Raw genomic sequence first — 14,482 nt, 5'->3', positions numbered from 1 at the left:
GCCGCCCCCGAAAGGAGCGCAACATGAAATGCCCGCACTGCCCTGACGTCACCCTCGCGATCGCCGAGCGTCATGGCGTCGAACTGGACTACTGCCCGCAATGCCGCGGTGTCTGGCTCGACCGTGGCGAACTCGACAGGCTGATCGAACGCGCGGCGCAAGGACAAGCCCATCAGGGCCGTCAGGACCATACGGCGCGGCGGCTGGATGACGATTACAACGACCATCGCGACGAGCGGCACGGCGCCCACTATCGCTCACGCGATTACGGGCACCGCCAAGGCAGCCACGAACGCCGGCGCAAGTCGTGGCTCGAAGACATCTTCGACTGAACGCACGCCTCTCTTTTTTCAACGATTGATCAAGGACTCCTGACCATGCGCACCTACACCAGCAACAGCCCGCAGGCGGCGGGCCGGATCGTCGCCATCGCCCTGCTCGCCGACGGCCACCTGAACAGCAGCGAACTCGCCGCCGTGCATCGCGCCCGCATCGCCGACCGGCTCGGCCTCGCGCCAGGCGAGTTCGGCACGATCCTGCGCGATCTGTGCGAGGACCTGCTCATGAACGCGAATCTGAACTGGGGCGATGCCTGTAAGCTCGACTCCGACGTCATGCAGCAGGTGCTGCGCGAACTCGAAGATCCCGCCTTGCGTGCCGAAGTGCTGAGCCTGTGCCTGATCGCCGTGCACGCCGACCGCCATCTCTCGGAGAGCGAGGCCGAATTGCTTGCGGTGCTGTCGAAGTCCTGGCATGCGAATCCGTGGCAGCGGCTGCTGGCGTCGTGATCGTGCGCTAGTGCCTGGCCCCGGTCTTTGAACGATTTTCCAGCGCGCAAGATGCGGCGTTCCCCCGACGTTGCGCGCCACGCGGCGAGCCCTCTGGTTCGCCGCGTTTTTTATGCGCGTTCACACGCACGCGGCCCATCCCAACCCGCGCACATTGCGGATGACGGCATGGCCGAATTTGCGGCGCACGCTGTAAATCACGGCATCGACGGCGTTGCTCTCCACTTCCTCGCCCCAGCCATAGAGCCGCTCTTCCAGTTGCTGACGCGAAAGGATTGCGCCGGGCCGCTCCAGCAACGCGAGCATCAACGCGTACTCTCGTGCGGAAAGATCGTCGCTCTGGCCATCGAACGCCAGACGGCGCGTATTCATGTCGAGCGTCACGCGCGCACTGCCCATCGTCGCGGAGGCGAAGCCTGCTTTGCGCCGCACCACCGCACGGATGCGCGCGAGCAGTTCCTTGCTCTCGAACGGCTTGACGAGATAGTCGTCGGCGCCGAGGTCGAGACCTTCGACACGCGTATCCACGTCGTCGCGCGCCGTGATGATGATGACTGGCGTGGCGTCGCTCGCTTCGCGCAGACCACGCAGCACGTCCAGCCCGCTCATGTCGCCGAGCCCCAGGTCGAGCAGGATTGCCGTGTAGGAACCATCGCGTATCGCCGTGCGGCCGCTCTCGCCCGTACGTACCCAGTCGACGCTATAGGACGCGTCCTTCAGCGCACGCAGTAGCGCAGGCCCGATCAGCAGATCGTCTTCGATCAGCAGAATCCGCATTGCTTAGTTTTCCTTGGCATTCGTTGCTTCATGTTCTCGTGTGACGTGTCAGGCGAGAGGCAATTCGATCCGCGCGACGATGCCATCCTGGCCGTCGCTCCGATTGGCGAGCGTCACCCGTCCGCCGTAGCTCTGCGCCAGCGTCTGCGCGATCGCCAGACCCAGGCCGCTGCCTTCCGCATCGTTGTTCGCGGCGCGAAAAAATCGGTCGAACACGTGCGGCAGATCGCTTTCGGCGATGCCGGGGCCATCGTCGATCACTTCGATCGTCACCGTCTTCGCTTCGCGCCGCACCGACACATCGACGCGCCCGCCTGCATGTACGTAGCGGATTGCGTTATCGACGAGGTTCTTGATCAGCACGCGCAAATCGCCTTCGGTCGCGCGCACGCTCGCCTCGTCGAGCCGTTCGACGCCCAGATCCACGCCGCGAGCATCGGCGAGGGGCAACAGGTCGGCCAGCACCTCGGGTACGAGATGCGTGAGCGCAATGTCCTGGACGGCACGCTGCGCACCGCCGATTTCCGCGCGCGCGAGTCCGAGCAATTGCGACACCAGCGAGCCCGTGCGCGCCACGCCGCGCCGCAGTTCGTCGAAGCGTTCGGGGTACTGACCGGGCGGCACGTCGCGCAAATTGTCGATCTGCAACTGCATCGCCGAAATGGGCGAACGCAGTTCATGCGCGGCATCGGCGATGAACTTGCGCTCGGCGTTCACGAGCACCGAAAGCCGCTCGATCATGCGGTTGATCGACTCGATGAAGGGCCGCAACTCCACCGGCGCCTTGTCGGCGTCGAGCGGCTTGAGCGCGTGCAGATCGACCGTCGCCGCGCGACGGCCGACGCGCTCCAGCGGTCGCAGCGAGAAACGCACCGTCACGGCGATCGTCAGCACAAGCAGCGGTAAAAGCGCGAGCACGGGCAGCAGGCTCCAGAGCGCGACGCGCAACGCGTTGCGGTTGCGCATGCTGCGCGACTCGGCGACCTGGATATATTCGTCGCCGGCGGCGAGCGCAAAGACGTCCCACGCCTCGCCGTCGTAGTCGATCGACGAGAAGCCCGTTTGCGCGCGCGGCAAGGCGATGTCGGGGTCGCTGGTGCGGCTCGGTGCAGAAGCGTCGTCGGCGGACCAGATTTGCACGACGAAGTCGTCGGAAGGTCGCCGCAAACCGCTGGGTTCTGAGGCCCGGTGCGGTACCCCCGCCTGCACGTGCGCGGCGGCGTCGCGCAGGCTCGCACTGAACTCGCTCGCGAGGCTGCGCACCACGAGAAAGGTACCGAGCGAACCGAGTATGCCCACGAATAGCGCGAGCGTGCCGATGGCAATGCTCAGGCGACGGTGCAGGGAGTTCGCGGCGAAGAACATGAAGCGGCTCGGGGTGATGGGCCGTTCCATGATAAAGGATTCGGGATCGAGGAAATTGGCTTGGGGATGCTAGCGGCGCGTGTCGGGCGAAACGGGTTGGCGTTCGTAGTAGATGTCCCAATCGGCTTCGGCCGTCTGCACGAAACCATGCCGCTGATAAAAGCGATTGGAATCGCTTGCGCGCAGCGCGCCGACGCGTACCGGCAAACCCGCCTTATCGGCGTCCGCAAAAATCTCGCGCAGAACCTTTGCGCCGATGCCCTTGCCTTGATACGCAGGCAGCACATACAGATGATCGAGCAACCAGTGCCCTTCCTGCGGCCGGATCAGGACGAAACCAGCGCGCGTTCCGTCGGCTTCAATGAATCGACACAGCGCCGGCTCAAACGCAGCCAGAAAGCGTTCGCGGGCGCGTTGCGGATCGAAACGGCCGATGCGCTCCAGGCTCTCGCGCATCGCGGCGATACGCATCTCGACGAGCACATCGGCATCGGCTTGAGTCGTGGGAGAGAAAGTCAGACGCATCGCGAAACCTTCCATGCAAGGCCCAAGCAAAAAAACGCCCCGACGGGCAAACCGTCGGGGCGTTCGGGATACCGCACGCGGCGCATCGAGCGCCACATGTCTGGCTTAGCGTTGCGAGATCGGCTTCGCTTCGCGCGGCGTGTTGCCGATGAACAGCTGACGCGGACGGCCGATCTTTTGTTCGGGGTCGGCGATCATTTCGTTCCACTGGGCGATCCAGCCCACCGTACGTGCCATCGCGAAGATACACGTGAACATCGAGGTCGGGATGCCCAGCGCGCGCTGAACGATGCCCGAGTAGAAGTCGACGTTCGGGTACAGCTTGCGCGACACGAAGTATTCGTCTTCGAGAGCGATCTTTTCGAGCGCCATCGCGAGCTTGAACAGCGGATCGTCGTGCAGGCCCAGTTCTTCGAGCACTTCGTGGCACGTTTCGCGCATCAGCTTCGCACGCGGATCGTAGTTCTTGTACACGCGGTGACCGAAGCCCATCAGCTTCACGCCCGAGTTCTTGTCCTTCACCTGCTTGATGAACTCAGGGATGTTGTCCACCGAGCCGATTTCCTCAAGCATGTTCAGTGCGGCTTCGTTCGCACCACCGTGCGCCGGGCCCCACAGGCAAGCGATACCGGCCGCGATACACGCGAACGGGTTCGCGCCCGACGAACCCGCCAGACGGACCGTCGAGGTCGACGCGTTCTGTTCGTGGTCTGCGTGCAGGATCAGGATACGGTCGAGCGCGCGCACCAGCACGTCGTTGACCTTGTACTCTTCGCACGGGTTCGAGAACATCATGCGCATGAAGTTCGCGCTGTACGACAGGTCGTTCTGCGGGTACACGAACGGCTGGCCGATCGAGTACTTGTACGCCATCGCGACCAGCGTCGGCAGCTTGGCAATCATGCGGATCGCCGAGACTTCACGGTGCTTCGCGTTGTTGATGTCGAGCGAGTCGTGATAGAAGGCCGACAGTGCGCCAACTGCTGCGACCAGAATCGCCATCGGGTGCGCGTCGCGACGGAAGCCGCGGAAGAAGAATTGCATCTGCTCGTGGACCATCGTGTGCTGCGTGACGGTCTTGACGAATTCGTCCTTCTGCGCCTGGTTCGGCAGCTCGCCCTTCAGCAGCAGATAGCAGCTTTCGAGGAAGTCAGCGTTTTCCGCGAGGTTGTCGATCGGGTAACCGCGGTACAGCAGTTCGCCCTTGTCCCCGTCGATGTACGTGATCGCCGAGTTGCACGCCGCCGTCGACATGAAGCCCGGGTCATACGTGAACTTGCCGGTCTGACCGTACAGTTTGCGGATGTCGATCACATCCGGGCCTTGGGTGCCCTTGTAGATCGGCAGTTCGACGCTCGGCGAATTGTCGCTGAACGATAGCGTGGCTTTTACATCAGACGGGGTCATAGCACATCCTCAATCGAAGATAAACACAGGATTCGATAGTTTGCAGGTCTGGCGCGGCGCCTTCTAACGCCCCTTACAGGGCGTCGCCGCGGCTCAGACGTTGCGAAGCAGCTCCAGCACCCGCTTCACGTCCGGGTCGGAAAGGTCGCCTTCTGGTTCCTTGCGTGCGAGCAGCAAGTCCATCAGGTCGTTATCGCTCAGCTCGAGCAGGCGCGTGAGTGCGCCTACGTCGGCGTCGCTGAGGTCATGCTCATAGCGGTCGAAAAATCGCTCGAAAATAATGTCGTTTTCGAGCATACCGCGCCGCGCGCGCCAGCGAAGGCGCGCGCGGCGATGGGGATCAGACTGGTGCGAGTCCATTCAATCTCGCCAGATCAAACCGCGCGGCGGACCATCAGTTCCTTGATCTTGCCGATCGCCTTCGTCGGGTTCAGGCCCTTCGGGCAAACGTCGACGCAGTTCATGATCGTGTGGCAACGGAACAGACGATACGGGTCTTCGAGGTTATCGAGACGCTCGCCGGTGGCTTCGTCGCGGCTGTCCGCGATGAAACGGTAGGCTTGCAGCAGACCTGCCGGGCCGACGAACTTGTCCGGATTCCACCAGAAGCTCGGGCACGAGGTCGAGCAGCTTGCGCACAGAATACACTCGTACACGCCGTCGAGTTCGTCGCGCTCTTCAGGCGACTGCAGACGCTCTTTCTCGGGCGGCGGCGTATCGTTGATCAGGTACGGCTTGATCGAGTGGTACTGGTTGAAGAAGTGCGTCATGTCGACGATCAGGTCGCGCACGACGGGCAGGCCCGGCAGCGGACGCAGCACGATCTTCTGCGGCAGGTCGTTCAGGTTCGTGAGGCACGCCAGACCGTTCTTGCCGTTGATGTTCATTGCGTCCGAACCGCACACGCCTTCACGGCACGAACGGCGGAACGACAGCGTTTCGTCCACTTCCTTGAGCTTCACCAGCGCGTCGAGCAGCATGCGCTCGTGCGTGAGGTCCAGCTCGTACGTCTGCATGCGCGGCGCCGCGTCCTTGTCCGGGTCGTAGCGATAGACTTCAAAAATACGTTTGGCCATTTCCAGATTTCCTTTTGACTGGCGTGTGCCTTAGAACGTACGCGCCTTCGGCGGCACGGACTCGACGGTCAGCGGCTTCATGTGAACCGGCTTGTAATCAAGACGGTTGCCTTCGCTGAACCACAGGGTATGGCGCAGCCAGTTTTCGTCGTCGCGGTGTTCAAAGTCGCTGTGCGCGTGTGCACCACGGCTTTCCTTACGGGCCTCAGCCGAGACCATCGTTGCTTGCGCAACTTCCACGAGGTTCGCCACTTCGAGCGCTTCGACGCGCGCGGTGTTGAACACCTTCGACTTGTCCTTCAGGTGGATATGCTTCGCCTGTTCCACGACTTGCGCGATGTCCTTGACACCTTCGGCCAGCAGGGCCGAGGTACGGAACACGCCAGCGTGCTTCTGCATCGAGCCGCGGATTTCGTTCGCGACGCTTTGCGCGTACTCGCCCGAGGTCGAGTTGTCGAGCTTCGCCAGACGTGCCAGCGAGAAGTCAGCAGCATCAGCCGGCAGCGGCTTGTGCTCCTTGAGCTCCTTCACGTGCTTGACGATGTGGTTGCCGGCAGCACGGCCGAACACCACGAGGTCGAGCAGCGAGTTCGTGCCCAGACGGTTTGCACCGTGCACCGAGACGCACGAGCATTCGCCCACGGCGTAGAAGCCGTTGACGACGTCTTCGTGACCCTTCGGCGTGCCAACGACCTGACCATTGATGTTGGTCGGGATGCCGCCCATCTGGTAGTGAATCGTCGGAACGACCGGGATCGGTTCCTTGATGCAGTCGACGTTCGCGAACTTCAGCGCGATTTCGCGGATCGACGGCAGACGCTTCATGATCGTCTCTGCGCCGATGTGCGACAGGTCGAGCAGCACGTGATCCTTGTGTGCGCCAACGCCGCGGCCTTCCTTGATTTCCTGGTCCATCGAACGCGAAACGAAGTCACGCGGTGCGAGGTCCTTCAGGGTCGGCGCGTAACGCTCCATGAAGCGCTCGCCGTTCGAGTTACGCAGAATGCCGCCTTCGCCGCGCACGCCTTCCGTGATCAGCACGCCAGCACCTGCCACACCGGTCGGGTGGAACTGCCAGAACTCCATGTCCTGCAGCGCGATGCCCGAACGTGCGGCCATGCCCAGACCGTCGCCGGTGTTGATGAACGCGTTGGTCGATGCCTGGAAGATCCGGCCTGCGCCGCCCGTGGCGAACAGCGTGGTCTTGCCTTCGAGGATGTAGACGTCGCCCGTTTCCATTTCGAGCGCGGTCACGCCGAGCACGTCGCCTTCGGCGTCGCGGATCAGGTCCAGCGCCATCCACTCGACGAAGAACGTGGTCTTCGCCGCGACGTTTTGCTGATACAGCGTGTGCAGCAGGGCGTGGCCGGTACGGTCAGCAGCAGCACAGGCGCGCTGGACCGGCTTTTCGCCGTAGTTGGCCGTGTGGCCGCCGAACGGACGCTGGTAGATCGTGCCGTCCGCATTGCGGTCGAACGGCATGCCCATGTGTTCCAGTTCGTAGACGGCGTTCGGTGCTTCACGGCACATGAACTCGATCGCGTCCTGGTCGCCGAGCCAGTCGGAACCCTTGATCGTGTCGTAGAAGTGGTAATGCCAGTTGTCTTCGCTCATGTTGCCGAGCGATGCGCCGATGCCGCCCTGGGCAGCGACCGTGTGCGAACGCGTCGGGAACACTTTCGAGAGCACGCAGACCGACAGGCCAGCACGCGCCAGTTGCAGCGACGCGCGCATCCCCGAGCCGCCCGCGCCGACGATGACCACGTCGAACTTGCGACGCGGCAGAGAATTCTTGATTGCAGCCATTCTTTTACACTCTCCAGAGAATCTGCGCGGCGTAGCCCAGGCTGCCCAGCAGCCAGGCGATCGTCAGCACGTCCAGCGTGATGCGCAGGCCGACGGGCTTGATGTAGTCCATCCAGATGTCGCGCACGCCAATCCAGGCGTGATAAAACAGCGCGAGCAGCATGACGAACGTCGCGAGCTTCATCCATTGGGCGGAGAAAATCGACGCCCAGCCGTCATAAGAAAAATCGTGTGCGCCGAAGAACAGCACGAGCAGGACGACCGTGTAGATCGCCATGAGCACGGCGGTCGCGCGCTGGGCAATCCAGTCACGCAGGCCGTAGTGCGCGCCGACAACGAGGCGCTTCGGACCGATACCGTTTTTAGCCGACATTCTTAAAACGCTCCGAAGAGTTTTGCCGCGAAGGCGATCGTGAGGATCGTGGACAGGACAACGACGACGAGCGAGGTCGATTTGCCTTTTTCTTTGGCCGCGAGGTCATGGTTGAAATCCATGAACAGGTGGCGCACGCCAGCGCAGAAATGGAAGAGGAACGCCCATCCGAGGACCAGCACGATGAGCTTGACGATGATGTTGGAAAGGAAGCCCTTGAAGACTTCGAAGCTAAGTTCCGAAGTGAGGCTCTGATCCAACAGGAACAACAGGAAAGGCAAGAACAGGAATAACAGCACACCACTGATGCGGTGGCCGATCGATACGCGACCGGCCAACGGCAGGCGGTATGCGAACAAAATCTGCCCTATGCCGATGTTCCGGTATTCCGGCCTCGGTTTTTTTGCGGCTTCTGCCATGCTAGACCCCTACTATGTGTTAACACTAATACGCAATTTTACCGCCATTTCTTTTCGCGCTGCAGCGAAATCAGCCTTGCAAACCGCTGATTCGCGCGCGAATCGACCAGCGCGTGGGGGAGCGCCCGCATGTCTCGTTGCGGGCACTCTTTCAACTCAAGTCATTCTGATAGTAGTACCCAGTTGTGACATACCATCCACGGCGTACCTCGACCGGTCGGTCTCCATAGGTATAGGACACCCGATCAACGGAAAGCAATGGGAAACCAGCCGGAACATTGAGCAGATCGGCCACGGCGGGCTCGGCGGCCACGGCGCGGATCTTCTCGGTCGCGCGAATCATGCGCGTGCCGAAGTCGGCTTCGAACATGGCATAGAGCGGGCCTTTGTACTCGGCGAGGCGCTCGGCCGTGAGGCCGCGAAACACGCCGCCGGGCAGCCAGATCTCGTCGAGCACGGTGCTCTCGCCATCGAACTGCAACAGGCGCTTGATGAGCACGACGGGATCGGCGGGCTTGAGGTCGAGCTGACGCGCGATCTCGGCCGAGGCGCGCAGGCGCCGGCATTCGAGTAGTCTGCTGACGTGCGGATGTTCCGCACCGTCATCAGCCAGCAATCTAAGGAAGCGAAACTGGGCGCGGTCTTCGTTGTGCGTTGCAACAAACGTACCCTTGCCCTGACGGCGCACCAGCAGGTTGTCCGCGGCGAGTTCATCGATTGCCTTGCGCACGGTTCCCTGGCTAACCTTGTAACGGGCGGCCAGTTCGACTTCGCTAGGAATGATTTCGCCGGGCTTCCATTCGCCGGTCTCAAGGCTCTGTGTAATGAGCCCCTTGATCTGCTGATAGAGCGGACTGAAGGTGGGGGACGGCGAGGGTGCCGGCGCCGCGGACGCAGACGCGGGCGTTCCGCTCTCGGGAGCGGGAGAATTCGCGTTGCTGACCGGGTTCGCATTCATGGCGCGCATTTCAACATAAAGCCCCCCGGAAATCTACCCTTTTGGCTGCAACAGATATGTCTTATATAAGACATAAGATACTGTTGACTTTGCTCGTTTCGGCTCCTAAACTGCCGAGCGAGCAAGGGTTCGCGGGTGACTCATAGGAGCCGCCGGCAGCATCCACCTCGTGGCGAATGCGCCGCAGGCCGCCTTGCACATGCGGTTCCTTCTAGCAGTCATGCAGTCGCGGTTTCGATCCGCCCCGCCGCCCGCGCCTACGCGCGCAACGCGCCCGTGGACCGTCCCAGCCGAGCTGTTGCAGGAGTCGGCACACGCAATGCGGCCCGCGTCAGGCGTCCCTGTCCAGGGTGTCCCCGTCCATCCCCATGCTTCGTTTTCATACAGGTTACCGGCCTGGCGGCCCGCCCGCCGGCGCGCGCGTGAGGCCCAGCAAGGCCTCGCCCGCACGCCTGGATAAAGGACCGTCTGATTCACGAACGCTTCGCGTAACGCGCATATAGAATGGCGCTTTACCCTGGCGAATAACGCATCTTCCTGGAGATTTTCAATGGCTAAGCCCGCAAAGCGCGTTGCCGTCACCGGCGCCGCAGGTCAGATCGCTTACTCCCTGCTGTTCCGCATCGCGAACGGCGACCTGCTCGGCAAGGACCAGCCCGTCATTCTGCAACTGCTCGACCTGCCGCAGGCGCAAGCCGCGGTCAAGGGCGTCGTCATGGAACTGGACGACTGCGCATTCCCGCTGCTCGCGGGCGTGGTCATCACCGACGACCCGAAGGTTGCGTTCAAGGACGCCGACGTCGCCCTGCTGGTTGGCGCACGTCCGCGCTCGAAGGGCATGGAGCGTAAGGATCTGCTGTCGGCCAACGCCGAAATCTTCACGGTTCAGGGCAAGGCACTGAACGACGTCGCCAGCCGCGACGTGAAGGTGCTGGTCGTCGGCAACCCGGCCAACACGAACGCTTACATCGCGATGAAGTCGGCACCGGATCTGCCGAAGAAGAACTTCACCGCCATGCTGCGTCTGGACCACAACCGTGCGCTCTCGCAACTGGCCGCCAAGTCGGGCAAGCCGGTCGCTTCGATCGAGAAGCTCGCTGTGTGGGGCAACCACTCGCCGACGATGTACCCGGACTTCCGCGTTGCAACGGCTGAAGGTCAGGACCTGACGAAGCTGATCAACGACGACGAATGGAACCGCAACACGTTCATTCCGACGGTCGGCAAGCGCGGCGCGGCGATCATCGAAGCGCGCGGCCTGTCGTCGGCGGCATCGGCTGCCAACGCGGCGATCGACCACGTGCGTGACTGGGTTCTCGGCACGAACGGCAAGTGGGTCACGATGGGCATCCCGTCGGACGGCTCGTACGGCATCCCCGAAGACATCATCTACGGCGTGCCGGTGACCTGCGAAAACGGCGAATACAAGCGCGTCGAAGGCCTCGAAATCGACGCGTTCTCGCGCGAAAAGATGGACGGCACGCTCAACGAACTGCTCGAAGAGCGCGACGGCGTCGCTCACCTGCTCAAGTAAGCTTGTTGCAGGCAAACCGGAACGCGGCGGCAACGCAGCGCATTCCGGTTTGATTGCGCGAGACGCGGCGGCCCAGGCCGCGCGCATCTCGCGCACTGATCCGCACGCGCCTTGCACCGTCCACCGCGACCGCAGGGCGCGTCCGAATCAGGTTGTTCCCCCCAAAACTCGATTCCTGACGCCGAAGATGCGCGCCCTCTCCCCCGCCGAAGTACTCTTTGACGGCGAAGCGCCGCCCACCCTCCTGCCCGCGTGCGATCACTACGCCGGCAGCGAGAAGTTGATGCTGAAGTCCCTCGCGCTCCAGCAGGAGCTGGGCCCGGTATTCGACATCACCCTCGACTGCGAAGACGGCGCCCAGGTCGGCCGCGAAGCCGAACACGCGGAACTCGTCGCCTCGTTTCTGGGCAGCGAGCATGACCGCTTCGGGCGCGTCGGCGTGCGTATCCACGATTTCCATCATGCCCACTGGCGCGACGACGTGCGCCTGATCCTGCGCGCCGCCAAACGCGCGCCGGCGTTCATCATGCTGCCGAAGATCCGCGCCGTGGGCGACGCCGCCGAGATGACCGCGTTCATCGAAGCCACGCGCGTCGAAATGGGCATCGAAAAGCCAATTCCCGTCCAGTTGCTGGTCGAAACGCATGGCGCGCTCGCGCGCGCCTTCGATCTCGCCGCGCTGCGCGGCGTGGAGTCGCTGAGCTTCGGGCTGATGGACTTCGTCTCCGCCCATGACGGCGCGATCCCCGACAGCGCGATGCGCTCGCCCGGCCAGTTCGACCATCCGCTCGTGCGCCGCGCCAAGCTCGAAATCGCCGCGGCCTGCCACGCTTTCGGCAAGGTTCCTTCACACAACGTCAGCACGGAAGTGCGCGACATGGAGATCGTCGCGAACGACGCCCGCCGCGCGCGCAACGAGTTCGGCTACACGCGCATGTGGAGCATCCACCCGGCGCAGATTCCCGCCATCGTGGCCGCCTTCGCGCCGCGCGACGAGGAAATCGTCACCGCCGCCGAGATCCTGCTGGCTGCGCAAAGCGCGCAGTGGGGTCCGACGCGCCACGGCGACACGCTGCACGACCGCGCGAGTTACCGCTATTACTGGTCGGTGCTGCGCCGCGCGCGCTCGACCGGCCGGGCCGTGCCGGCTGAGGCCGCGCCGCTGTTCGGCGAGGCAACCTCGGCATGAATGAGAATCAGCTGTTCCCCCCCGGTCAAGCGCATTTTTTTGCGCACCGGAAAAATGAAGTTTGTACCGATAAATAGGTGAAAATAGCGTCCGCTGCGCGCTCTCGGGGCGTGCGCAGTGCAACCGGCGGTCGCAACCTGCGGCCGCGCACTGATCAACCGATTTAAGAGATAAAGGTCTGACTCCATGAAGAAACTGCTGATCGCTACCGTTATCGGCGCACTGTCCTCGACGATGCTGCTGGCCGCGACCGACGCCGCCGCACAGGGCACCGCAGCGTCGACGACGGCAAAGAAGCCCGCGAAGCCGGCACCGAAGCACCGCATCATCAAGCGTAAGGCCAACCCGGCCAAGGAAGCGAAGGTCGATCCGGTGCCGGAAGGCTCGGAACACTGGAGCTGCGCAGAAGGCATGCAATTCGACCTGAAGGGCGACATGGCGCGTGACCAGATCGTCACCGTTCACTGGGCGAACAAGAACTACAACCTGCCGCGTCAATCGACGACGACCGGTGCAGATCGCTTCCACGACGCCGCAACCGGCCTCGACCTGGTCGTGATCCCGTCCAAGGCCATGCTGTTCTCGGACAAGGACAGCTCGCGTCTGGCCGACGAGTGCAAGACTGTTGCAATGCAACAAGGCGCCATGGCGCCGACCCAGGCGAACGCCCTGAACCCGGCCACCCGCGCCGCACCGGCTAGCGGCGCCTCGGGTCAGTAAGGTCCGCGGGGAGCCTCGATGTCCGCACCGATCTCGAACGTCAGGCCGCAACCGGATCAAGTACTGGTCGATATCGTCGACTACGTGCTCGACTACCGGATCGACAGTGCGCTCGCACTGACGACGGCCCGGCATTGCCTGATCGACACACTCGGTTGCGGACTCGAAGCGCTCTCCTACCCCGCCTGCACCAAGCTGCTGGGACCGATCGTGCCGGGCACGATCGTCCCTCACGGCGCGAAGGTGCCCGGCACCCAATTCCAGCTCGACCCGGTTCAGGCCGCCTTCAACATCGGCGCAATGATCCGCTGGCTCGACTTCAACGACACCTGGCTCGCTGCCGAGTGGGGACACCCGTCGGACAATCTGGGCGCGATACTCGCGACCGCCGACTGGCTCTCGCGCACGGCCGTGGCGCAAGGCAAGCCACCGCTCACCATGCAGCACGTGCTGGAAGGCATGGTGAAAGCGCACGAGATCCAGGGCTGCATTGCGCTGGAGAACTCGTTCAACAAGGTCGGGCTCGATCACGTACTGCTCGTGAAGCTCGCCTCCACCGCCGTGGCCGGGCAGATGCTCGGCCTCACGCGCGACGAACTCATCAACGCACTCTCGCTGGCGATGGTCGACGGCCAGGCGCTGCGCACCTATCGGCATGCGCCCAACACCGGCTCGCGCAAGTCGTGGGCCGCCGGCGACGCCACCTCACGGGCGGTGCGCCTCGCCTTGATGGCGAAGACCGGCGAAATGGGCTACCCGTCGGCGCTAACAGCCACGACCTGGGGCTTCTACGACGTCTCGTTCAAGGGCCAGCCGTTCAGGTTTCAACGCCCCTACGGCACGTACGTGATGGAAAACGTGCTGTTCAAGATCTCGTTCCCCGCCGAATTCCACGCGCAGACGGCCGCTGAGGCGGCGATGACGCTGCACCGCCAGCTCGCGCAGCACGGCAAGACGGCGCAAGACATCAAGCGGATCACGATACGCACGCACGAAGCGGCGATCCGCATCATCGACAAGACCGGGCCGCTCGCCAATCCCGCCGACCGCGACCACTGCATCCAGTACATGGTCGCCGTGCCGCTCCTGTTCGGCCGCCTCACCGCCGCCGACTATGAGGACGATGTGGCGGGCGATGCGCGTATCGACGCGCTGCGCGCGAAGACGGTCTGCGTCGAAGACCCGCAGTTCACGAAGGACTACCACGACCCCGCGAAGCGTTCGATCGCCAATGCGCTCACCGTCGAACTCAGCGACGGCACAACGCTGCCCGAAGTCGTGGTGGAGTATCCCATCGGTCATCAGCGACGCCGCGACGAAGGCATCCCGCTCCTGATCGAGAAGTTCCGCAGCAACCTCGCGCGCCGCTTCCCCTCAAGGCAACAGCAGGCGATTCTCGATGTGTCGCTCGATGCGGCACGCCTTAACGCCATGCCGGTGAACGAATACGTAGACTTGTATGTGATCTGAGCAACCGGATAGATTGGATAGTTCGGATAAGGATAAGAATCAGCACCCGCAGCATACGTGTAGTAAAAAAGCGTT

16 protein-coding genes are annotated in these 14,482 nt (G+C 63.1%); 6 read left to right on the top strand and 10 right to left on the bottom strand.

Annotated features, from left to right (window positions below):
- Window positions 1-23: 23 nt before the first annotated feature.
- Window positions 24-332: a zf-TFIIB domain-containing protein gene (locus tag U5782_RS20715; protein ID WP_322045755.1), complete on the top strand. Its 309-nt coding sequence runs from the start codon at window positions 24-26 to the stop codon at window positions 330-332.
- Window positions 333-377: 45 nt separating this feature from the next.
- Window positions 378-788, top strand: coding sequence for a TerB family tellurite resistance protein (locus U5782_RS20710; protein ID WP_322045754.1), 411 nt, complete (start codon window positions 378-380; stop codon window positions 786-788).
- 120 nt (window positions 789-908) lie between these two features.
- On the opposite strand, the gene U5782_RS20705 is transcribed toward U5782_RS20710, so the two are convergent.
- From U5782_RS20705 to U5782_RS20660, 10 genes are all read right to left on the bottom strand, one after another.
- Window positions 909-1,565 (bottom strand): response regulator transcription factor, encoded by a 657-nt coding sequence (locus U5782_RS20705; RefSeq protein WP_322045753.1) that lies wholly within the window; start codon window positions 1,563-1,565, stop codon window positions 909-911.
- A 48-nt stretch (window positions 1,566-1,613) separates the two neighbouring features.
- Window positions 1,614-2,960: a HAMP domain-containing sensor histidine kinase gene (locus U5782_RS20700; RefSeq protein WP_322045752.1), complete on the bottom strand. Its 1,347-nt coding sequence runs from the start codon at window positions 2,958-2,960 to the stop codon at window positions 1,614-1,616.
- A 39-nt stretch (window positions 2,961-2,999) separates the two neighbouring features.
- A complete protein-coding gene (locus tag U5782_RS20695; RefSeq protein ID WP_322045751.1) occupies window positions 3,000-3,455 on the bottom strand; it encodes a GNAT family N-acetyltransferase in 456 nt (151 codons plus the stop codon).
- Window positions 3,456-3,560: 105 nt separating this feature from the next.
- The gene (gene gltA, locus U5782_RS20690) at window positions 3,561-4,862 is read right to left on the bottom strand and encodes a citrate synthase (protein ID WP_322045750.1); all 1,302 of its coding nucleotides are present in this window, start codon (window positions 4,860-4,862) and stop codon (window positions 3,561-3,563) included.
- A gap of 93 nt (window positions 4,863-4,955) precedes the next feature.
- Complete coding sequence (locus tag U5782_RS20685) at window positions 4,956-5,222, bottom strand: succinate dehydrogenase assembly factor 2 (RefSeq protein ID WP_027816950.1); 267 nt, start codon at window positions 5,220-5,222, stop codon at window positions 4,956-4,958.
- Window positions 5,223-5,236: 14 nt separating this feature from the next.
- A complete protein-coding gene (locus tag U5782_RS20680; protein WP_322045749.1) occupies window positions 5,237-5,938 on the bottom strand; it encodes a succinate dehydrogenase iron-sulfur subunit in 702 nt (233 codons plus the stop codon).
- A 30-nt stretch (window positions 5,939-5,968) separates the two neighbouring features.
- A complete protein-coding gene (gene sdhA / locus U5782_RS20675) occupies window positions 5,969-7,744 on the bottom strand; it encodes a succinate dehydrogenase flavoprotein subunit (RefSeq protein ID WP_322045748.1) in 1,776 nt (591 codons plus the stop codon).
- 4 nt (window positions 7,745-7,748) lie between these two features.
- Complete coding sequence (sdhD, locus tag U5782_RS20670) at window positions 7,749-8,117, bottom strand: succinate dehydrogenase, hydrophobic membrane anchor protein (protein ID WP_322045747.1); 369 nt, start codon at window positions 8,115-8,117, stop codon at window positions 7,749-7,751.
- Window positions 8,118-8,119: 2 nt separating this feature from the next.
- A complete protein-coding gene (gene sdhC, locus U5782_RS20665) occupies window positions 8,120-8,536 on the bottom strand; it encodes a succinate dehydrogenase, cytochrome b556 subunit (protein WP_322045746.1) in 417 nt (138 codons plus the stop codon).
- A gap of 151 nt (window positions 8,537-8,687) precedes the next feature.
- Complete coding sequence (locus U5782_RS20660) at window positions 8,688-9,503, bottom strand: GntR family transcriptional regulator (protein ID WP_415914373.1); 816 nt, start codon at window positions 9,501-9,503, stop codon at window positions 8,688-8,690.
- Window positions 9,504-10,044: 541 nt separating this feature from the next.
- On the opposite strand from U5782_RS20660, the gene U5782_RS20655 reads away from it, so the two are divergent.
- The 4 genes from U5782_RS20655 (at window position 10,045) to U5782_RS20640 (ending at window position 14,407) form a co-directional block, all read left to right on the top strand.
- Window positions 10,045-11,028, top strand: coding sequence for a malate dehydrogenase (locus tag U5782_RS20655; RefSeq protein ID WP_322045744.1), 984 nt, complete (start codon window positions 10,045-10,047; stop codon window positions 11,026-11,028).
- Between the two features lie 187 nt (window positions 11,029-11,215).
- Window positions 11,216-12,217, top strand: a complete 1,002-nt coding sequence (locus tag U5782_RS20650) for an HpcH/HpaI aldolase/citrate lyase family protein (protein WP_322045743.1) — start codon at window positions 11,216-11,218, stop codon at window positions 12,215-12,217.
- Between the two features lie 186 nt (window positions 12,218-12,403).
- Complete coding sequence (locus U5782_RS20645; protein WP_322045742.1) at window positions 12,404-12,937, top strand: hypothetical protein; 534 nt, start codon at window positions 12,404-12,406, stop codon at window positions 12,935-12,937.
- 18 nt (window positions 12,938-12,955) lie between these two features.
- Window positions 12,956-14,407, top strand: a complete 1,452-nt coding sequence (locus U5782_RS20640) for a bifunctional 2-methylcitrate dehydratase/aconitate hydratase (protein ID WP_322045741.1) — start codon at window positions 12,956-12,958, stop codon at window positions 14,405-14,407.
- The last annotated feature ends 75 nt before the right edge of the window (window positions 14,408-14,482 follow it).

Origin of the sequence: Paraburkholderia sp. J67 (genome assembly GCF_905220265.1) — a bacterium.
In the GTDB taxonomy this organism is placed as follows: Bacteria; Pseudomonadota; Gammaproteobacteria; order Burkholderiales; family Burkholderiaceae; genus Paraburkholderia.
Note: the sequence above shows the minus strand (reverse complement) of the source record. Positions and strands in the feature narration are given on the sequence as shown.